The organism is Aeromonas sp. HMWF016 (assembly GCF_963878195.1).
Lineage (GTDB): Bacteria > Pseudomonadota > Gammaproteobacteria > Enterobacterales > Aeromonadaceae > Aeromonas > Aeromonas lacus.
Genome location: NZ_CAWNWX010000096.1, coordinates 30,613 through 50,223, shown reverse-complemented (window position 1 = coordinate 50,223; position 19,611 = coordinate 30,613). Strand labels below are relative to the sequence as shown.

14 protein-coding genes and 1 pseudogene are annotated in these 19,611 nt (G+C 59.6%); 3 read left to right on the top strand and 12 right to left on the bottom strand.

Annotated features, from left to right (window positions below):
• The 6 genes and pseudogenes from AACS24_RS21960 to AACS24_RS15890 all read right to left on the bottom strand — a co-directional run.
• Positions 1 to 548, bottom strand: a pseudogene (locus AACS24_RS21960) (bifunctional tetrahydrofolate synthase/dihydrofolate synthase); the annotation flags it as partial.
• Positions 549 to 550: 2 nt separating this feature from the next.
• Entirely contained in the window at positions 551 to 1,414 is an 864-nt protein-coding gene (gene accD, locus AACS24_RS15910) for an acetyl-CoA carboxylase, carboxyltransferase subunit beta (RefSeq protein ID WP_033115965.1), read from the bottom strand.
• A 119-nt stretch (positions 1,415 to 1,533) separates the two neighbouring features.
• A complete protein-coding gene (gene truA / locus AACS24_RS15905; protein WP_033115966.1) occupies positions 1,534 to 2,343 on the bottom strand; it encodes a tRNA pseudouridine(38-40) synthase TruA in 810 nt (269 codons plus the stop codon).
• A 159-nt stretch (positions 2,344 to 2,502) separates the two neighbouring features.
• Positions 2,503 to 4,713 (bottom strand): FimV/HubP family polar landmark protein, encoded by a 2,211-nt coding sequence (locus AACS24_RS15900; protein WP_108571282.1) that lies wholly within the window; start codon positions 4,711 to 4,713, stop codon positions 2,503 to 2,505.
• A gap of 269 nt (positions 4,714 to 4,982) precedes the next feature.
• Positions 4,983 to 5,999 carry an aspartate-semialdehyde dehydrogenase gene (locus tag AACS24_RS15895; RefSeq protein WP_108571281.1) on the bottom strand — a complete coding sequence of 339 codons (1,017 nt, stop codon included), beginning with the start codon at positions 5,997 to 5,999 and terminating at the stop codon, positions 4,983 to 4,985.
• A gap of 169 nt (positions 6,000 to 6,168) precedes the next feature.
• A complete protein-coding gene (locus AACS24_RS15890) occupies positions 6,169 to 7,290 on the bottom strand; it encodes a 4-phosphoerythronate dehydrogenase (RefSeq protein ID WP_108571280.1) in 1,122 nt (373 codons plus the stop codon).
• Between the two features lie 221 nt (positions 7,291 to 7,511).
• Here AACS24_RS15890 and AACS24_RS15885 point away from each other — a divergent pair, with 221 nt between their 5' ends.
• From AACS24_RS15885 to AACS24_RS15875, 3 genes are all read left to right on the top strand, one after another.
• The gene (locus AACS24_RS15885) at positions 7,512 to 8,234 is read left to right on the top strand and encodes a phosphatase PAP2 family protein (RefSeq protein WP_033115970.1); all 723 of its coding nucleotides are present in this window, start codon (positions 7,512 to 7,514) and stop codon (positions 8,232 to 8,234) included.
• 97 nt (positions 8,235 to 8,331) lie between these two features.
• Positions 8,332 to 9,000, top strand: coding sequence for a ribonuclease T (gene rnt, locus AACS24_RS15880; RefSeq protein ID WP_181364205.1), 669 nt, complete (start codon positions 8,332 to 8,334; stop codon positions 8,998 to 9,000).
• A gap of 283 nt (positions 9,001 to 9,283) precedes the next feature.
• Positions 9,284 to 10,606 carry a Na+/H+ antiporter family protein gene (locus AACS24_RS15875; RefSeq protein WP_042029940.1) on the top strand — a complete coding sequence of 441 codons (1,323 nt, stop codon included), beginning with the start codon at positions 9,284 to 9,286 and terminating at the stop codon, positions 10,604 to 10,606.
• Positions 10,607 to 10,685: 79 nt separating this feature from the next.
• Here AACS24_RS15875 and AACS24_RS15870 read toward each other — a convergent pair whose 3' ends face one another.
• From AACS24_RS15870 to ydiJ, 6 genes are all read right to left on the bottom strand, one after another.
• Positions 10,686 to 12,602 (bottom strand): putative bifunctional diguanylate cyclase/phosphodiesterase, encoded by a 1,917-nt coding sequence (locus AACS24_RS15870; RefSeq protein ID WP_108571278.1) that lies wholly within the window; start codon positions 12,600 to 12,602, stop codon positions 10,686 to 10,688.
• A 1-nt stretch (position 12,603) separates the two neighbouring features.
• Complete coding sequence (locus tag AACS24_RS15865) at positions 12,604 to 13,086, bottom strand: molybdopterin-dependent oxidoreductase (RefSeq protein WP_108571277.1); 483 nt, start codon at positions 13,084 to 13,086, stop codon at positions 12,604 to 12,606.
• Positions 13,087 to 13,418: 332 nt separating this feature from the next.
• Complete coding sequence (locus tag AACS24_RS15860) at positions 13,419 to 15,314, bottom strand: DEAD/DEAH box helicase (RefSeq protein WP_181364204.1); 1,896 nt, start codon at positions 15,312 to 15,314, stop codon at positions 13,419 to 13,421.
• A 156-nt stretch (positions 15,315 to 15,470) separates the two neighbouring features.
• Positions 15,471 to 15,956 carry a hotdog fold thioesterase gene (locus AACS24_RS15855; protein ID WP_108571275.1) on the bottom strand — a complete coding sequence of 162 codons (486 nt, stop codon included), beginning with the start codon at positions 15,954 to 15,956 and terminating at the stop codon, positions 15,471 to 15,473.
• A gap of 109 nt (positions 15,957 to 16,065) precedes the next feature.
• A complete protein-coding gene (locus tag AACS24_RS15850) occupies positions 16,066 to 16,554 on the bottom strand; it encodes a hypothetical protein (RefSeq protein ID WP_108571274.1) in 489 nt (162 codons plus the stop codon).
• Positions 16,554 to 19,610 carry a D-2-hydroxyglutarate dehydrogenase YdiJ gene (ydiJ, locus tag AACS24_RS15845; RefSeq protein WP_108571273.1) on the bottom strand — a complete coding sequence of 1,019 codons (3,057 nt, stop codon included), beginning with the start codon at positions 19,608 to 19,610 and terminating at the stop codon, positions 16,554 to 16,556. The genes AACS24_RS15850 and ydiJ overlap by 1 nt, the downstream gene beginning before the upstream one ends.
• Between the last annotated feature and the right edge of the window lies 1 nt (position 19,611).

The following is a 19,611-nucleotide window of genomic DNA, read 5'->3' as shown; positions in this document are numbered from 1 at the left end:
GCCTCGCGGGTATCACCCAGCCAGTCGCAGTGATCGAGGGCAATGGAGGTGATCATGGCCACATCGGACTCCACCACATTGGTGGCATCGAGCCGCCCCCCCAAGCCGACTTCCAGCAGCAGCACATCGGGCGCGGCGCGGCAGAAAAGCCACAAACCGGCCAGCGTCGCAAACTCGAAGAAGGTGAGCGCTATCTCGCCGCGCGCCGCTTCCACTTCGGCAAAGGCGGCGCAGTGATCGCTGTCGGCCAGCTCCTGACCATTGACCCGCACCCGCTCGGTAAAGCGCAGCAGATGGGGCGAGGAGTAGACGCCGACCTGGTAGCCGGCAGCCATCAGAATGCTGGCCGCCATGGCACAGCTGGAGCCCTTGCCGTTGGTGCCCGCCACCGTGATCACCTTGAATGGCAATCGGGTGAGCCCCATGCGACGGGCAACCGTGCCGACCCGCTCCAGCCCCATGTCGATAGAGACCGGATGGATCTGCTCCAAATAAGAAAGCCAGTCGACAAGCGACCGGCTTTGGGATTGATGCATGTTTGAACTCATCTTTACTCTGCGATGACGTGAGTATTCATCAGTTTGGCAAGCAGGCTGGCCAGACGGTTGCGCATTTCGCGGCGATCGATGATGAGGTCGATGGCGCCCTTCTCCAGCAGGAATTCGGAGCGCTGGAACCCTTCCGGCAACTTCTCGCGTACGGTCTGCTCGATAACACGCGGGCCGGCAAAGCCGATCAGCGCCTTGGGCTCGCCCACGTTGATGTCGCCCAGCATGGCCAAGCTGGCAGAGACTCCACCCATGGTGGGGTCAGTCAGCACGGAGATGTAGGGCAGGCCCGCCTTGGTGAGTCTGTCCAGCGCAGCACTGGTCTTGGCCATCTGCATCAGGGAGAACAGCGCTTCCTGCATGCGGGCACCGCCGGAGGCGGAGAAGCAGACCAGACCACGGCCTTCCTTGATGCACTCCTCGACAGCGCGCACGAAGCGGGCACCGACCACGGAGGACATGGAGCCACCGATAAAGGAGAACTCGAACGAACAGGCGACAACCGGCACCCCTTTGAGGGTCCCTTTCATCACCACCAGCGCATCTTTTTCACCCGTCTCTTTCTGAGCGGCAGACAAACGATCCTTGTAGCGCTTGGAATCCTTGAATTTCAAGACATCATGGGGCTCCAGCTCGGCACCGATCTCGGTGCGGCCCTGCTCGTCGAGAAAACTCTCGAGACGGGCGCGAGCGCTGATGCGCATATGATGATCACACTTGGGGCACACTTCGAGATTGCGCTCCAACTCTGCCCGGTAGAGCACCTGTTCACAAGCACTGCACTTGGTCCACACCCCTTCCGGAATGTTGTGACGACGAGGGGCAGTGATCTTGCTCTTGGGAAGAATCTTCTCAAGCCAGCTCATGGAATTCCTTAATGCTTTTGTGCCTGACAAAACGCATCGAGCCTTGTCTGTTCAATGACTTAATAGCTCGATGGCAACAAATGACGGGTCATTAAACCACAATTTTTCGGGCGCAGTTACTAAAAACTGGTCGTACCCGGTGCCGAGTCCGGCAGCCACAACGGGCCAAGCGGTACCCGGGGCAGAGCCAGTTCAGCCGGGTAATCCACATCGACCAGATAGAGGCCACCCGCTTTGGCAGTTGGCCCGGCCAGATTGCGATCACGGGCGGCCAGCACCTCGGCTACCCACTCCACCGGTTTAAGCCCCTGCCCCACCAGCAGCAGCGAGCCGGTGATGTTGCGCACCATGTGGTGCAAAAAGGCGTTGGCCCGGATATCGAGCACGATATAGGGGCCCTGACGGCTGACACAAAGGTGCGTCACATTGCGCCACGGCGTCTTGGACTGGCAACCGACGGCCCGGAACGAGCTGAAATCCTGCTCGCCCAGCAGGCACTGCCCGGCCTGATGCATCAGCTCGGCATCAATCGCCTCGTGATAATGGCTGACGCCGCTGCCGAGAATGGCTGGCCGGTAGTTGTGGTTGTAGATGACATAGCGGTAGCGACGGGCGGTAGCACTGAAACGGGCGTGGAACTCCTCGTCCACCTCCTTGACCCAGCGCACGGCGATGTCGGGCGGCAGGTTGGAGTTGAGACCCAGAGTCCAGGCCCCTTCGGCACGCTTGGCATCGGTATCGAAGTGGATCACCTGACCGGTGGCATGGACACCGGCATCGGTGCGTCCTGCGCACTGGATGGAGACCGGATGATTGGCGATCCGGCTGAGGGCTTTCTCCAGCTCCTCCTGCACGCTGATCACTTCTCGCTGACGCTGCCAGCCGAAATACCGGCTGCCGTCATATTCAATACCTAGGGCAATTCGCATGGATAAGGGTGTCTTTTGGTAAAGCAGTGAAAGAAACGGGGCGGATTATACGCATCTCGCGGCAAAAATCCCAAAATCCGCGCAAGCTCAGGCACAGCCGCAAGTAAAAAGGGCAGCCGCTGGCTGCCCTTGTCGTTCAAGTTCATCGGAATGATGCGATTATCCCAGTCGCTTGAGCAGTTTTTCCGCTTCGGCGCGCTGATGGTCGCTCCCCTGCTCTGCTGCCTCTTGCAGCAGCTCGCGGGCACTGTCCTTGTCATCGATTTCAAGGTAGGCGCGCGCCAGATCCAGCTTGGCACCCACGCCGCCATCATCGGCATCCACATCAAATCCGGTGGACTCCGGCAGCACCTCAGGGAAACCGTCCAGCCCCACATCCAGCGAGAAACCCTGATAGGGTTCCGGCTCTGATGTGGTGGCATCCGCTTCCGCCAAAAGCTTGTCGATCTCGACGTAACCGCTCTCCTGCGCCTGCTCGCGGGGTTGCAGATCTGCCGGGTGCGACTCGACCTCGGTAAAAGCATCTTCAAAATCAGAGAGCGCCATTTCGTTGGGATCCCACTCCAGATCCGCTTCAGCCTCTTTTTTAGCCTTGACCGGTTCTGGCTCCAGACCCAGCTCGGCCAGCATCTCTTCAGCACTGGCATCCCCATCCAGACTCAGGTCGATGGCATGCTCATCCTCAATCTCGACAGCAGGCTCCTCAAAGGCACCTTCGAAATCGCTGAGATCGAAACTGGCGAGATCATCGTCGGCAGGTTCGGCATGCGCCGGTGCACTCAATTCCGGCTCGATGTCGGCAGAAAGATCAGCGTCCAGCTCGGCGAAGAGCGCAGCCTGCAGCTCCTCTTCGCTCATGATCTCGTTGGCGCCTTTGGGCTTGGGATTGAACTCGCTGGCCAGATCCATGGCTGGCTCATTGGCAAGCGCTATCGGCTCGTCATGGGCAAGATCAAGGTCCGGCACCAGATCGGGGTCACGGCTGGTAGCAGCAGGCATCCGCTCGGGTTCGAAGCCCTGCAGATCCATCTCACCCTCGTCGCTGAACACCAGCTCGACATCCGGCTTCGGCGCCGGCTCAACCGGCATGAAGCCATCCGGGGTGTTGAGGTCAGGCAGCGGACGCTCCGGCTCGTTGTCGGTGATATCGACGCTGAGCAGATCATCAAACTCGCTGTGATCCTGATCCATCATCATTGCGGTGGATTCAGAGAGGCTCTTCTCCTGCTCTTCCAGCTCACGACGGGCCCGGGCGCGCAGCCAGAGGGTCACCAGCGCCAGCACCAGCAACACCGGCAGCAAAATGATCATCGCCAGATTGAGCGGTGAGGAGAGCAAGTCCATCAGCCAGTTCTGCTTGTGCTCGGGCTCGGCCACCACGGGCGGCACCGGCTTGGCCTTGAGCTCGGCAATCTCTTTCTCCAGCGCAGTCTGATCCTGCAGCTGAGCCTTGAGGGTCTCCACCTCTTCGGTCAGGGATTGCAGGCGCAGCTTGAGCCTGTGGTTCATCTCGGTCACCTGGGCGAGCTGGGCATTGGCATCTTCCAGCGCCAGGGTCATCTCGGTAGCAGGTTTGCCAACCGGTTTGTCCAGATCGGAGGGCAGCGGGGCAGGCGCAGTACCGCTTGCCGCACTTGGGGCCGGGGCAACGGCCTCTTTCGCCGGAGCCTCGTTGACCTTGGCCACTTCCTTGGCGTCAGCCACCTTGGTCTCGGCAGCTGGTTTCGGCTCGGTCACAGGTGCAGGGATGGGTGCCGCCTTGACGGCAGGCAGCGGAGCAGGCGCCGCCTTTGCGGGTTCTGCCTTGGCCACTTCTGGCTTGGCAGGCGCCGCTTTGGCTGCGACCGGTTTGGCCGTATGAGCCTGTTTGTTGGCCAGATATTTGGGGCTCAGCCCTTTCCAGCTGGCGTTGTCGCTGCGGAACTTGGCGCGGGCCTCGGCATCGGTGATGACGCTCGCCTCGGCAGCGGTAGGCAGCTGGATGCGCGAGCCCACCAGAATATGGTTGATATTGCCATCGGCAAAACTGCGGGGGTTTTTCTCGTAGATCGCGACCATGGTCTGATAGACGCTGACGCGGCTGGAGGGACGATACTTGCTTGCCAGACTCCAGAGGGTATCGGTAGGACGAATCGGGCCATAGCTGGCGGGATTGGCGGTTGCCACCTGACGGACGATGGGCTGGGCAGTTGCCCGAACCGGCTGCGCGACGGGCTGGGCCAGCGGCTGGCTGTTGACAGCGGGTGGTGCGGGCTCGTCAGGGCCTTTCAGTTCGACAAAAAACGGCTCCCGTGAGGAATCTGCAGCCTGAACGGTGCCCAGCAGACCCAATGCGAGTAGCGTTGCCAATGTTATGCGGGAATGTCCCATATTCGTTCCTTCGTATGACGGCCCTATCACATTGAAAAATCTGGATAGTTACCCCAAAACAGTCGGTTCAATATAAATCAGGCTCGCCTTGCAAGCCAGCAGTCCGACACATTTAGCACCCAACTTGCCTCTGAGTGTAGAAAAAAACTTAATCAGTTGATATCGCAAAAGAATCTTGCAACACCGCAGTGCGGGGCCGGTCACACACCACACTATTTGCTCAGAGGGAGCGCCGCCGTCCTGCGGCGCCCCCTCTTGGCCATACGGCCTTACAGGTAGTCGCGAACCAGCAGCTCGGCAATCTGGACGCTGTTGGTGGCAGCGCCCTTACGAACGTTATCGGCCACGATCCACATATTTACACCATTGGGGTGAGAAATATCCTGACGGATGCGGCCAACCAGCACTTCATCCTTGCCGGTTGCATCGCGTACCGGGGTCGGATAGTCCCCTTCCTCTTCAAACAGGGTCACGCCCGGCGCTGCGCGCAGCAGATCCTTTACCTGCTCGGCATCGAGCGGCTGGTGCAGCTCGACATGGACGGCTTCAGAGTGGCCGTAGAAGACCGGCACCCGCACGCAAGTCGGGTTCACGGCAATGCTGGCATCGCCCAGGATCTTCTGGGTCTCCCACACCATCTTCATCTCTTCCCGGGTGTAGCCGTTGTCGGTGAAGCTGTCGATCTGGGGGATCAGGTTGAACGCGATCTGCTGGGGGTAGAGAGTCGGCTCGACCGGGCGACCGTTGAGCAGCTGGGCGGTCTGGCCAGCCAGTTCACTCACCCCCTCTTTGCCGGAGCCGGAAACCGACTGATAGGTGGCGACGTTGATGCGGGCGATGCCCACCTCATCGTGCAGCGGCTTCAGGGCAACCAGCATCTGGATGGTGGAGCAGTTGGGGTTGGCAATGATGTTGCGATTGCGAAAATCGGCCAGCGCATCCGGGTTTACTTCCGGGATCACCAGCGGAATATCTTCGTCGTAACGGAAGCAGGAGGTGTTGTCGATGACGATGCAGCCATGATCGGCAGCAATCGGTGCCCACTTGGCAGAGACCTCGGCCCCGGCCGAGAACAGGGCAATCTGCACCTGGCTCCAGTCAAACTCCTCGACATCGAGGATCTCGAGATTCTTGCCATCAAAGCGCACGGTTTCACCGGCGCTGCGGCTGGAGGCCAGCGGATAGAGCGTAGCGACCGGAAACTCGCGCTCTTCCAGGATCTCGATCATGGCCTGGCCCACGGCGCCACTTGCGCCCAATACCGCGACATTAAACTGCTGGCTCATTCTGTTCTCCTCTAATAAAACGGCTATGGCGCCTGCTGGCGCCATGGTCGGCGGGGCTCCGATATGCGGGGCATCCTCGCCTGATATGGCCAATCCGACGCGGAGCAAGCCTGCCTCGGACCGGTAAAAACGGGGTCATAAGTAGTGCGGACGTAGCGGCCCACCCACCTTATGAGAGTGAAATATCAAATCCGGCTGCCCCCAGCATGTCGCAGGCAAACTCACCCTTGACCTGCAGGGAAGAGAGCTCGCGGCGCTCCGGGTAATGTTTGCGCTGCTCATCGAAGCTACCCGGGACACCCAGCCGGGCGCGAAAACGGGCATCGTCGCGGCGTACATCGTAGATAAGGTGGACCAGCTGCTTGATCAATCCCTGATCCGGCGCCCGTCCGGGCACCACCGCCTGCACATCGGCGACCGGCAGCAGCGTACGCAGATCCTGACGGGGCTCGCGCCCCAGCTGGCGGCAGAGCGCCTCATAGAGCATCCAGGTACCGCGCGCCTTCCCCTCCAGGCTGTAGCCGGCAATATGGGGGGTGGCAATCTCGGTATGAGGCACCAGCTGCGCAAGCGGCTCCGGCTCGTTCTCCCAGACATCCATCACCAGCCGCAATGGCTTGTCGCTCAACTGACGCGCCAACAGGGCCCGGTTATCCCACACCTCGCCACGGGATGCGTTGATAAGGATCTGCCCGGCGGGGCGCGCGGCAATCTGCTCGGCATCCAGCAGATGGTAGGTCGCATCCGGCCCGTCGCGGGTAATGGGCACATGGAAGCTGACGATATCGGCGCCAAGGGCGTTCTGATAGTCGACAAAATCCGCATCTAGGGCATTGCGCGCCTTGGGGGGATCGCAGCGCAGCACCCGCATACCGAGCGCTTGGGCCTTGCCGGCCACGCACTCGCCGGTATTGCCAGCCCCGATCACCGCCAGCGTCATGGTTGCGAGATCAAGCTCGTAGCGCTCGGCCAGCACCAGCAGGGCGGAGAGCACATAGTCCCCCACCGAATATTTGTTGCAGCCGGGGGCGCTATAAAAGGGGATATTGCGGCTAGCCAGCAAAGCTTTGTCGACATGATCGGTGCCGATGGTCGCGGTACCGACAAAAGCCAGTTTGGGGCTGGTCGCCAGCAAGTCGGCGTTCACTTTGGTCACCGAACGCACCAGCAGCACATCGGCATCTTGCAGATCGCTGGCCTGCATCTGCCGCCCGGGCAGGGCAACCACTTCACCAAACTCGGCAAACAGCTCCACGGCGTGGGGCATATTCTCATCTACGACTATTTTCATCGGGCTCTCTTTGCAGGCAACCGCCATGGACGCGCCATTCTAGCCCAAAGCCCGCCAATATTTCAGCCTGACATGCACTTGGTTACCGCAGACCAAGGGTAATTGATGAACGAACAGCCAAATGTGTAAGCAGAGGTAAACAGAAGGGCAGGTCTGCTTTGTCGTCAAACCATGCAGTGGCACAATGGCGCTCTTTTTCCAGACCCTTGCCGATAGAGATCATGCCGCCCCATAGCCCTTCCCTCTCCCGCAGTCAGGTGCTCGCGTTTACCACCCTTTTGATCCTGCCCCTGCTGCTGCTTGCCATCCTCCCCTGGCAACCCTTTCTGACCGGCTCGCTGCAATCGGGCTGGCTCTGGTGGCCTTATGCCCTCACCCGCATGGTCGATATTCCCGGAATTGGGATCAGCGCCGCGCTGCTATTGCTGCTGACCAGGCAGAAACTGCAGCTCGATCGCTCGTCCCTGCTGGCTCTGGCCGGCGCGCTGCTGGTGCTGCTTGCCGGAGACTGGCTCATCAAAAGCGTCATCAAGCATCTGACCGAAGAGCCCAGACCCTATCTGCTCTGGCTGGAGAGCCAATCCCTGATCCCTGCAATCAAGAGCTTCTACGCCGCCAGCACCGAAGTACGCAGCGAACAGGTACACGCCGCCAGCCAGCTGCTGGCACTGCCCCAGTGGCTTGGCAACCACTGGCAGAAGGAGGTGAACTACGCCTTCCCCTCCGGCCACAGCATCGCCGCCATGAGCCTTGCCCAGTTCTTTGGCCTCATCTGGCTGGCCCGCGCACCGGCAGGGGTCTGGCTGCTGCCGATCTTGGCACTCGGAATAGGGCTGTCACGCATGGTGATCGGCATGCACTGGCCAACCGATGTGCTGGCAAGCGCCATTCTCGGCAGCATCACGGCGCTGCTGGCCGCGCGCTGGTGGCTGCACAGATATTGAGCCATCGTTTTTCCCGCAAGGCTCCCTCTTGCGGGATGGGGACAAGCCTGCGCTTTTTTGCCATAATGCCGCCTCATTTTATGCTGACCGAGATCCCATGACCGACGCAGTTCATACCCTCAAGGGCCGTTTTCGTGGTTTTTACCCCGTCGTCATCGATGTTGAAACAGCCGGCTTCAACGCCAAAACCGATGCCCTGCTCGAAATCGCGGCTTATACCCTGAAGATGGATGAGCAGGGGTGGCTCCTGCCCGATCAGATTTTCCATTATCATGTGGAGCCTTTCGAAGGCGCCAATCTGGAGCGTGCCGCTCTGGAGTTCACCGGTATCGACCCCTTCAACCCGCTGCGCGGAGCTGTCTCTGAAAAAGAGGCGCTGACCGAGATCTTCAAGGGGATCCGCAAGGGGATGAAGGAGAGCGACTGCAGCCGCGCCATTATCGTGGCCCATAACGCCACCTTCGATCACGGCTTCGTGATGGCGGCTGCCGATCGGGCTGGCCTCAAGCGTAATCCGTTCCATCCGTTCGCCACCTTCGATACCGCCGCCCTCTCCGGGCTGGCGCTGGGCCAGACCGTACTGGCCAAGGCGTGCCAGAGCGCCCGCATTCCGTTTGACAACAAAGAGGCTCACTCTGCCCTCTATGACACTGAGCGGACTACCGACCTCTTCTGCCATATCGTCAACCGCTGGAAGAGCATGGGCGGCTGGCCGCCAGTCGGGCCGGGTAGCGACTCAGCCTCTGGTGATGAGGAACTGGAATAAGTTGCAAAGGCTGCCGCTGGCAGCCTTTCTTTTATGTGCCTTGACTCTCTTTTGCCTCTATTGCCCCTCCACCGCCCGCTTTATCCCCCTGGCGATTCCCACACGAGAGCAAGCTGGGAGGCGCGACGTGCGAAGAGCAAATACCATCCCCGATCAACTTTGTTTCAGATGACCTTGGTCAGATGCCCGTTTTGACCGATTTTTTTCTCGACATTTGTCACATTTTTCGCAAACTAACTCCCCTTCACATGACAGACAGCAATAACAAACATAAGGAAATCAAATGAATCCAGTTGTTATCGCAGTCGGGCTGATGCTGGTGCTCAGTCTGCTGCGGATCAATGTGGTGGTCTCACTTGCGCTGGGCGCCATTGCCGGCGGCCTGGTCGGCGGGCTCTCCCTGACCGATACCCTGACTACCTTCAGCGGCGGTCTTGGTGGCGGCGCCGAGATTGCCCTCTCCTACGCCATGCTGGGGGCCTTTGCCGTCGCCATCTCCCGCTCCGGTATCACCGACCTGCTGGCCAGCAAGGTAATCAGCCAGCTGGGCAAGGATGCCAGCAGCAGCCGCATTTTGTGGGTCAAGACCCTGCTGCTCTCATCCGTTCTGGCAGTATCCATCTCCTCGCAAAACATCATACCGGTGCATATCGCCTTTATTCCGATCCTGATCCCGCCACTCCTCCACGTGATGGCGCAGATGCAGATCGACCGTCGTCAGGTGGCCTGTGTCATCACCTTCGGCTTGACCGCCACCTATATGGTGCTGCCGGTCGGCTTTGGCGGCATCTTCCTGAACAATATTCTGGCCAAGAACCTTATAGATAACGGTGTGCCGATCACCTCCAGCCAGATCCCGCTGGCCATGGCCATCCCGGGCTGTGGCATGGTGCTGGGTCTGCTGATTGCGGTCTTCTTCAGCTACCGCAAACCCCGCCAGTATGACTTGGCCAAGATCCTGGAAGCCGAGCCGGAAACCGTCGAGCTCAATCTCAACCATATCTGGGTTGCTCTGCTGGCTATCGGCGTCGCACTTGGTCTTCAGCTGATGACCAACAGCATAGTGCTGGGGGCATTGGCGGGTTTCGTCATCTTCACCTGCGGTGGCGTCATCAAGTTTCGCGAGAGCCAGGATGCCTTCACCCAAGGGGTACGCATGATGTCGCTGATCGGCTTCATCATGATCTCCGCCGCCGGCTTTGCTGCCGTCATGAAGGCAACTCACGGCGTCGAGAGCCTGGTTCAGGTCGTTTCCAGCTCTATCGGTCAGCACAAAGGCATTGCCGCCTTCCTGATGCTGCTGGTGGGCCTGCTCATCACCATGGGGATCGGTTCCTCCTTCTCCACCGTGCCCATTATCGCCACCATCTATGTGCCGCTCTGCCTGCAACTGGGTTTCTCTCCCATGGCGATCATCGCGCTGGTCGGAACCGCCGGTGCGCTGGGGGACGCAGGCTCGCCTGCTTCGGACTCCACCCTCGGCCCCACATCGGGCCTCAACGCCGATGGCCAGCACGACCATATCTGGGACAGCGTGGTGCCCACCTTCATCCACTACAATATCCCGCTGGTTATCTTCGGCTGGATTGCCGCCATGGTGCTCTGACCTGAAAATGGCACTGTTTAGATAGCAAAGGCGGCCTGTTGGCCGCCTTTTTGTTGCTGATGGCAAGTTATTCTCTGCTCTACCCAAGCGCCACTTCCTGCATGATGGCGCGATTGACAAAGTAGCGGTGGCAGAACTGGAGAAAATCCTGCAAGGTCAGGGGCCTTGAGTAGAAGTAACCCTGGATCTCGTCTACCCCTATGCTCAGCACCGCCTTGAGTTCGTCGTTGTTTTCTACCCCTTCGGCCACGACGCGCACCCCCAGCTGATGAGAGAGCGAGGTGATTGCCTCAACAAAGAGTGCCTGCCGGGTATCGTTGTCGATGGCGGTGATAAAGGAGCGGTCAATCTTCAGCTTGTCGAAATAGAGCTCGCGCAGATATGAGAATGAGGACCAGCCGGTTCCAAAATCATCGAGCGCCACTCGCACCCCGATGTGGCGCAATGAGGCGATGATCTGCTTGCTCAGCTCGATATCATCCAGCGCAATGGTCTCCGTCAGTTCCACGATCAACTGCTGTAACCCGAGCGGGCCGACACTCATCCTCTCCTCAACATTGGCAGCCAGACCCATATTGAACATGGAGCTGGAGAGGTTGACCGAGATCTCCAGCAACTCCACCAGATCTTGCGGGAAGATGGAAAGATCACGCTGCAAACGGTGGAAAATCCAGAGCCCCAGAGCCTCTCCCAGACCATTTTCCTCTGACAACGCTATGATATCGAGCGGCGGAATAAAGCCATATTCCGGGTGATTCCAGCGGATCAGCACCTCGGCCCCCAGCCGGACAGCACTCTGACCACGCACTATCGGCTGATAGTAGAGGCAGAGCTGCTGGCACTCGGGGCTCTGGATCAATTCACGCAGCTCGGTCGAGAGGCGGCGGTTGCGCAGGTAGTGTTGATGCATGGCTCGGGAGAAGACCACTGAACGATGAAGCCGCTGGCGCTTGGCACTGTCGAGAGCTATATCGGCAAACAGCAGCATCTCCTCTGGAGTATGTACCGGACGAGCATACTGGCTTACCCCCATAAAGACCCTGACCCGGTGCGCCGGATCTGCTGCAAAGGCCAGATCGGCCAACTCGGTGCGCAACTGCTCCAGAAAGGGGAAACGCAGATAGGTCGGCATGGCGCCGGAGATAATGATGGCAAACTCGTCGCTGCCGGTGCGGGCCACAAAAATACCCGGCGCCACCACGCTATGAATCCGTTCGGCCAGCTGTTTAAGCAGTTCATCCCCTATCTCGTATCCCAGGCTGTCGTTCACTTCACGAAAGTGGCCCAGATCCACAAGGCAGACAGTGATGCTGCTGCCGCCGCCACGATAGGCTGCCCGCAACTTCAGGTGCTTGATAAGCGCCGCCCGATTGGGGAGACGGGTCAGGGGATCGTTCCACGCAAGAAACTGCTGGTGACGCACTTCGCGAAACAGCATCACCAGCATCACCATAGTTGCCGACATCAGAAAGGCGAGAATGGCAAAATTCTGGGTACGCGACTCATTGAGCAGCTCGCGTTGAGCAATGGCAGAGGGGCCGGTAAAGTTCTTCACCATGACATCACGAATAGCCGCCAGATCGCGATCAAGTTCTATCGAGAAATGAGCTAACCGGGTCGAATCGCGCGCTCCGCTCACCACATCCTGTTCGTACTCCTCAAACAGCGACATCAGCTTTCCTGCGGCTTGGGCAGCACCAAAGCGAGACCTGACCGGCTTTGCCTCTTCACCGTGCAGGAAAACATCAAGTCGGTTCCAGGCGATGTCAAACCGCTTGTTCATCTCCTCCTGGCTCACCGAGCCGGCGCGATAAAGCTGGAGCGATTCGCCAAAACCGTGAACCTCCAGCTCCAGCTGTGCCAACGCCCAAGCTGACAACTGGGTATAGCGGGTCACTGCATTGAATGCGCGGTCATAGTTCCAGACCGACCAGATGGCAACCCCCAAAAAGGCGGTCACCATCAGGATCAGGCTGACAAACTTGCCGCGCAGCATGCTACTTGCTCTCTAGCCCAATCAGCTGCCACACCATGCGGCTGTGATAGAGCTCCTTGTTCAGGTCGGGGTAATCAGAGAGCGGGTAGATAATCCAGAGAGGTCCTTTGTTGCGCAGGGTCAGCGGCTTGCCATCCTGCTTCTCGGCAACCAGCACAGGATACTTGTCACCATCCTCGACAGGCACGGCAGCCCAGTAATCATTGACGGCCATCGCCTTCACTTCGCTGCTCTTTAGGCCGTATTTCTTCACCAGCTCCCGTAGCAACACCCCGCGGTAAGTGTGACTACCTTCGGTCCAGGGCGTCTTGGTGGTCACTTCGCTTTGCGGCAGTGCCTCAAACTCGGCCCGGGTCAGACTAATCTGCCCCTTGCCATTGCAACACCCATCCCCCTTAATCGTCAGAAACGCATCGTCTGCCATCACCACGCTCGATACGAGACACCAAGACAACAACAGCACTCTGCCAAACCATCCGGTCATGATGAACCTCCATGTCATTGTGTTCAGTTTATTAATCGTAATCTCTTCTGCCATATGCAAACGAAAGAGAGGGGATACCGACTAAAGTCGCAGCCACACAACACAAGCAGAGGCACATCCTTTATTGACTACGACCTCAATGTCCTAAGACAGGATGACACTTCTCCCCCATCACTCACAACCGTTTAACAAAAAAATAATGCCCTTTTGGCTCTCATACATATCACCTAAGTGAGTTCCCCTCCCCCTATTCGCTATGGCGAAGCGCCATCAGGAAAAAGCATAAAAAAAGGCCGCTCGATGAGCGGCCTTCTGGCATTACCAATCAGGGATTAGCTGTCACGGCGCTTGCCACCGAATTTACGACCCTTGTCGAAAGCGCCTTCACGGCGATCCTTGTTGAAGGGACGGTCACCCTGCGGACGGCGATCCTTGTTGAAAGGACGGTCGCCACGGAACGGACGATCACCGCGCGGCGGACGGCTGCTGGTGTTGCCACCGGCCGGCACTTCGGTGTAGCGAGTGATCTGCAGCGGACGCTGGCAAACACGGGCTTTCTTGATCACTTCCAGTACATCAGCGCTCATGCCCTTGGGCAGGTCGACGGTAGAGAAGTCGTCAGCGATGTCGATGTTGCCGATGAAGCGGCTCTCGATGTTCGCTTCGTTGGCGATAGCGCCCACGATCTGGCCCGGCTTGACGCCGTGATGGGCACCCACGTCTACGCGGTAGCGCTCCATCTCCACGTCCGGGTTGTCTTTGAGCGGACGCGGCTCCAGGGACGGCATACGACGGGCCGGACGATCGCCACGGTCACCGAAATCACGACCGCCGCGGTCGTTGAACTCACGGCGCTCGAAGCCACCACGGTCGTTGCCAGCGTTCAGCAGCGGATCCGGGATGGAGTCATCCAGCAGCAGCGGTTGGTCACCCTGTACCAGCTTGGCCAGTGCGGCAGCCAGCTCCAGCGGATCGGCAGAGTCTTCTTCGATCAGCTCGTTCACCAGGTTGTGGTAGATCTCGAGCTCTTCACCCATCATGGTTTCGCGGATGCGCTCTTTGAACTTGGCCAGACGGTGCTGGTTGATGTCCTCGGTGCTCGGCATCTTCATCGGCTCGATGGCCTGACGGGTTGCGTGCTCGATGGCGCGCAGCATGCGGCGCTCGCGCGGAGCCACGAACAGGATGGCCTCGCCCTTGCGACCGGCGCGACCGGTACGGCCGATACGGTGAACGTAGGATTCGGTGTCGTACGGAATGTCGTAGTTCACTACGTGGGTGATACGCTCAACGTCCAGACCACGGGCAACCACGTCGGTGGCGATCAGGATGTCCAGCTGACCCTGACGCAGCTTGTCAACGGTACGCTCGCGCAGCTTCTGCGGGATGTCACCGTGCAGCGCTTCACAGGCGTGGCCACGAGCTGCCAGCTTGCCAGCCAGCTCTTCAGCGGCGTTCTTGGTACGTACGAACACCAGCAGAGCTTCGTAGGGCTCGACTTCCAGCAGACGGGTCATGGCGTCCAGCTTGTGCAGACCGGTCACCTGCCAGTAGCGCTGGCGGATGGTGGTAGCGGTAGCAGTCTTGGAGGCGATCTTGATCTCTTTGGGCTGCTTCAGGTGCTTCTGGGCCACGCGGCGGATCTGCTCCGGCATGGTGGCGGAGAAGAGAGCAACCTGACGACCGGCCGGGCACTGTTCCATGATCCAGTCCACGTCGTCGATGAAGCCCATGCGCAGCATTTCGTCCGCTTCGTCCAGCACCAGCGCTTTCAGACCGGAGAGATCCAGGTTCTTGCGACGGATCAGATCCATCACACGACCCGGAGTACCTACAACAACCTGAGCACCACGACGCAGAGCGCGGGTCTGGGTTTCGTAGGAGGCACCACCGTAGATGGGCAGCACGTGGAAATCAGGCATGTGGTGGGCATAGCGTTGGCACGCTTCAGCCACCTGCAGAGCCAGTTCGCGAGTCGGCGCCAGCACCAGGATCTGGGTGTTGCGGTTACCAGCTTCCAGACGAGACAACAGAGGCAAGGCAAAAGCAGCGGTCTTCCCTGTACCGGTTTGCGCCTGCCCCAGCAGATCGTGGCCCGCCATCAGGTGGGGAATTGCTGCGGCCTGGATGGGGGACGGGCGCTCATAGCCCACGTCCTGCAGCGCTTTCAATACAGGCGCGGCCAGTCCAAGCTCACTAAAAAGGGGCAGTTGTTCGGTATCAGACATAGATTCTTCCAGATTAAGGCAGGCGGCTAACACCGCGGAATAGCAAAAAGGCGGCGATTATAGCGCCACTTTGTTCTGCTGTCTTGAAAAATGTGATAAGCCTCTCAAGACGTTGGCAATTATAGAGGGATCTTGCGAGTTAAGCTTGCTTATTTTTCACTCATGATGCGTTATTGCAGATCGTTCCTCTCCGGAGTCCTTGCCCCGCTTGTGCTTGAGCACCGCCATGGTCAACCGGCTGGTGCACAATAAACGACCACGTTCATCGCGAATTTCTATCTGCCACACCTGAGTCGTCGCCCCCAGATGCAGTGGCGAGCAGCGCCCCGTTACCACCCCTTCCCGCTTGGCTCGCAGATGGTTGGCGTTCACCTCCAGCCCCACACAATAACTGTCATATCCGACCGCCATATTGGCCGCCAGGGAACCCAGCGTCTCTGCCAGCACCACAGAGGCGCCACCGTGCAGCATGCCAAGGGGCTGGTGAGTACGGTGATCAACCGGCATGGTGGCCTCCAGCCAGTCGGGGCCAAAGGCGGTATAGAGGATGTCGAGGTGGGCCATCAGAGTGTTGCGGGAGCTGGCGTTAAGACCTTCAAGGCTCATGGGCCTGCGCCAGATGGGGGATGATTCCTGACTCATGAAAAGAGAACTCCTTCAATTGCATGGGGAAAATGGAGCATCACTGCATTGCACAACAAGCCTGCCCCGGCCAGCAGCCGAGGCAGGAGAAAACCTGAAACCGGCCCCCTTACCAGGGGTAGGTGACACCGGGCCACTCGACCCAGGGCATCTCCCGACCCGGCAAGCGTGGCTCTGACCACTGCCACACGTTGGCGAGCCAATCGCGCAACAGCCCTTCCAACTCTTCATCGCTGATGGGAGCCTCGGCTACCTTCCAGAAAAAGAGCTCCACTTCCACCTCCGGCAGTACGGAGGGGTAGAGATAAACTCCGCCCCAGAATTGCGGCTCCCGATCCGGACTCCAGAGGCCATAGGCGAACGAGCGCTTGGCCAGAAACTCCGACTGCTGCCACTCCAGATCTCCTTCGTGCTGACTCAGGCTGAAATTGGCGGAGGGCCAGAGATCGTTTGGCCGAAACAGCTGATGGAGTTGCTCGCGTTCACGCAGGATGGCGACAAACTCCACCACCGCCTGAGCGGGAGTGGCGGGCAACAACAAGAAACGCGGGTGCCGATAGGCCTTCGGCACCCGAAACCGCTTGGGAAATCGCAGCATCAGAGCAGCTCCAGCAGGGCTTGTAGCGGATGTTTGATCTTCTCTCCCTCCATCCGTTTGACCTGACTGCGGCAGGAATAACCGGTCGCCAGACAGCGATCCTGTGGCAAACGGGCCAGCGGCTCGGCCCAGCTCAACCCATAAATTCCCTTGGAGTTCTCCACCTGTTTGACATCGTGGCCATAGGTGCCCGCCATGCCGCAGCAACCGACCGGGACCGGCTGCAGTTTGGCGCCAAAGCGGCCAAACAGGGTGCCCCAGTCGCCGTGAGTCGAGGGCTTGGCGGTCTTCTCGGTGCAGTGGGCAAACAGATACCAGGGCTCTGCTGTCTGATTTTCACGTTTCGGCAGCACGTCAGCCGGAAGCGAGAGCAGCCACTCCTGCGGCAACATCACCTGAAAATCACCGCGCGCCGGCCCCAGCGCCTTGGCATACTCGTCGCGATAGCAGAGCACCATGGCCGGATCTACCCCCACCATGGGGATTCCGAGCGCCGCAATCTTGTTGAGGAACTGGGCACTGCTCGCCGCGGTACGGGCAAAGGCGCGCAGGAACCCCTTGATATGCTGGGGTTTGCCATTGGGCTTGAACGGCAACAGGTAGGGCTGGAACCCGAGCTTGCTGGCGAGTTTCACCAGATCCCGCACCACAGGGGCGTCGTAATAACTGGTGAAGGGATCCTGCACGATCAGCACCACCTTCTGGCGCTGCTGGGGAGTCATGGCCTCCAGACCCGGCAGGTCGAAGTAACGGGCGCGGTTATCGCGCAGCTCCTCGGCCAGGGTCGGTACACTCAAGAGCGGCACATCGACCATGCCGATACCTTTTTCAGCCGCCTTCTGGGCCCACTCTTTTTCGAGGAAGAAGTTGACCAGCTTCGGCGCTTTGGCAAGCAGTGGCGCATAGCTCTCCACCGTGCCGACAAAGTAATCCTTGGGCGCGCGCAGGTAGCGGCCGTGGTAGAGCTGCATAAAGCGGGCGCGAAAATCGGGCACATCCACCTTGATCGGGCACTGGCTGGTGCACGCCTTGCAGGCCAGACAGCCAGCCATCGCCTCCATCACCTCGTGGGAGAAGTCATACTCGCCGCGCTGTTTGGCCCAGCTGTTGCGCACCTTGTCCACCAGCTGTTTGAAGCGCACGCCGCCGGAGTGAAGTGCCACCTCTTCCGCCAACGGGTCAAAGCCCTGCTCCGCCAACTGACGCAGCCACTCGCGCATCAGGCCAGCCCGCCCCTTGGGTGAGTGGCGGCGGTCGCGGCTGATCTTGACCGAGGGGCACATGGGCGAGTCGCTCTCGAAGGTGAAGCAGAGGCCGTTGCCGTTGCAATCCATGGCGCGTGTGTAGCTGGTGCGCACCGCCAGCGGGATCTGGCGGTCATACTTGCCACGCTTGGGGCCATCGACTGACACCAGCTCGGCGCCGCTGCCACAGGGGATGCAGATCTTGCCCGGGTTGATACGGTTGGCCGGGTCGAACACCCCCTTGACCCGCTGCAGCTCCTCCCACAGTTCGCCAAAGAAGGCGGGGCTGTATTCGGAGCGAAAACCCTTGCCGTGCTCGCCCCACATCAGGCCACCATATTTGGCGGTAAGCGCCACCACCTGATCGGAGATGCGGCGCAGCAGCACCTCCTGCTCGGGATCGCACAAATCGAGCGCCGGGCGCACGTGCAGCACACCGGCATCGACGTGGCCAAACATGCCGTAGTCGAGGCCGTGGGCATCCAGCAGAGCGCGAAACTCCATAATGAAGTCCGCCAGCGACTCTGGCGGCACGGCGGTATCTTCGGTGAAGGCCACCGGCTTCTTGCGCCCTTCGGCGTTGCCCAGCAGCCCCACCGACTTCTTGCGCATGGTGTAGATGGTCTCGATGCTCGGCAGGTGATCACACACCTGATAGCCGATGATCCCGGCTTCGCCATTAGCCAGCAGATCGTCGATGCGACGGCAGAGCTCCGCCACCTTGGCCTTGTGTTCTGGCTCGTCGGTATCGGCAAACTCGACGATATTGAGCCCCTGCAGATCCTTGCCGGGCACATCCTGAATAAGTTCTTTGACCGAATGCCAGATGATGTCGGCGCGGGCCAGCCCGAGCACCCGGGAGTCCACCGTCTCCACCGACAGCGCCTCGGCCTGCACCATAAAGGGGGCGTTGCGCAGGGCGGAGGGGAAGCTGTCGTACTTGACGTTAACGAGGGTGCGATAACGCGGGATGGGTGTGATGTTGAGTCTGGCTTCGGTGATAAAACCGAGAGACCCTTCAGATCCGCACAGCACCCGGCTCACATCCAGCGTATCGGTATCGGGTTGATAGAGGTGCTTGAGATCGTAACCGGTCAGAAAGCGGTTGAGCTTGGGGAAAGTCGCCTCGATGTCGGCGCGGCGCTCCTTGCCGATGCGATAGAGGGTGCGATAGATCTCCCCTTCCCGATTCTCCAGCGCCAACTTGTCAGCAAGCCGTTCACCGGTCAGCGGCTCGGTGGCCATCAGGTCACCATTCTCCAGCACGGCTTTGAGGCCGAGCACGTGATCCGAGGTTTTGCCGTAGACCAGTGAACCCTGCCCCGAGGCGTCGGTGTTGATCATGCCGCCCAGAGTGGCCCGGTTGGAGGTGGAGAGATCCGGCGAGAAGAAGTAGCCATGAGGCTTGAGATAAGCGTTGAGCTGGTCTTTTACCACCCCGGCCTGGGCCCGCACCCACCCCTCTTCCAGATTAATTTCCATGATCTGGTTCATATGACGGGAGAGATCGACGATAATGCCGCCGCCCAATGACTGACCGTTGGTGCCGGTACCGCCACCGCGAGGGAAAAAACTCAGAGTGTGGTACGCCGGCTCCGCCGCCAGCTTGAGCATCACTGCTATGTCGTCCGCACTGCGCGGATAGAGAACCGCCTGAGGTACTACCTGATAGACGCTGTTGTCCGTCGCCATCGCCAACCGGCTTGCATAAGACTTTTCGATATCACCACGAAAGGCGCTGCGCCCTAGCAACTCTAGGAACGACAGGGTTGTGGGTGACAAACTGTCCTGGTAATCGAGTCTCGGGATCATG

Excerpts from the sequence above, each read along its gene's own strand:
- accD (WP_033115965.1), bottom strand. The coding sequence starts at position 1,414 with ATGAGCTGGCTTGAGAAGATTCTTCCCAAGAGCAAGATCACTGCCCCT.
- truA (WP_033115966.1), bottom strand. The coding sequence starts at position 2,343 with ATGCGAATTGCCCTAGGTATTGAATATGACGGCAGCCGGTATTTCGGC.
- AACS24_RS15900 (WP_108571282.1), bottom strand. The coding sequence starts at position 4,713 with ATGGGACATTCCCGCATAACATTGGCAACGCTACTCGCATTGGGTCTG.
- AACS24_RS15895 (WP_108571281.1), bottom strand. The coding sequence starts at position 5,999 with ATGAGCCAGCAGTTTAATGTCGCGGTATTGGGCGCAAGTGGCGCCGTG.
- AACS24_RS15890 (WP_108571280.1), bottom strand. The coding sequence starts at position 7,290 with ATGAAAATAGTCGTAGATGAGAATATGCCCCACGCCGTGGAGCTGTTT.
- AACS24_RS15885 (WP_033115970.1), top strand. The coding sequence starts at position 7,512 with ATGCCGCCCCATAGCCCTTCCCTCTCCCGCAGTCAGGTGCTCGCGTTT.
- rnt (WP_181364205.1), top strand. The coding sequence starts at position 8,332 with ATGACCGACGCAGTTCATACCCTCAAGGGCCGTTTTCGTGGTTTTTAC.
- AACS24_RS15875 (WP_042029940.1), top strand. The coding sequence starts at position 9,284 with ATGAATCCAGTTGTTATCGCAGTCGGGCTGATGCTGGTGCTCAGTCTG.
- AACS24_RS15870 (WP_108571278.1), bottom strand. The coding sequence starts at position 12,602 with ATGCTGCGCGGCAAGTTTGTCAGCCTGATCCTGATGGTGACCGCCTTT.
- AACS24_RS15865 (WP_108571277.1), bottom strand. The coding sequence starts at position 13,086 with ATGACCGGATGGTTTGGCAGAGTGCTGTTGTTGTCTTGGTGTCTCGTA.
- AACS24_RS15860 (WP_181364204.1), bottom strand. The coding sequence starts at position 15,314 with ATGTCTGATACCGAACAACTGCCCCTTTTTAGTGAGCTTGGACTGGCC.
- AACS24_RS15855 (WP_108571275.1), bottom strand. The coding sequence starts at position 15,956 with ATGAGTCAGGAATCATCCCCCATCTGGCGCAGGCCCATGAGCCTTGAA.
- AACS24_RS15850 (WP_108571274.1), bottom strand. The coding sequence starts at position 16,554 with ATGCTGCGATTTCCCAAGCGGTTTCGGGTGCCGAAGGCCTATCGGCAC.
- ydiJ (WP_108571273.1), bottom strand. The coding sequence starts at position 19,610 with ATGATCCCGAGACTCGATTACCAGGACAGTTTGTCACCCACAACCCTG.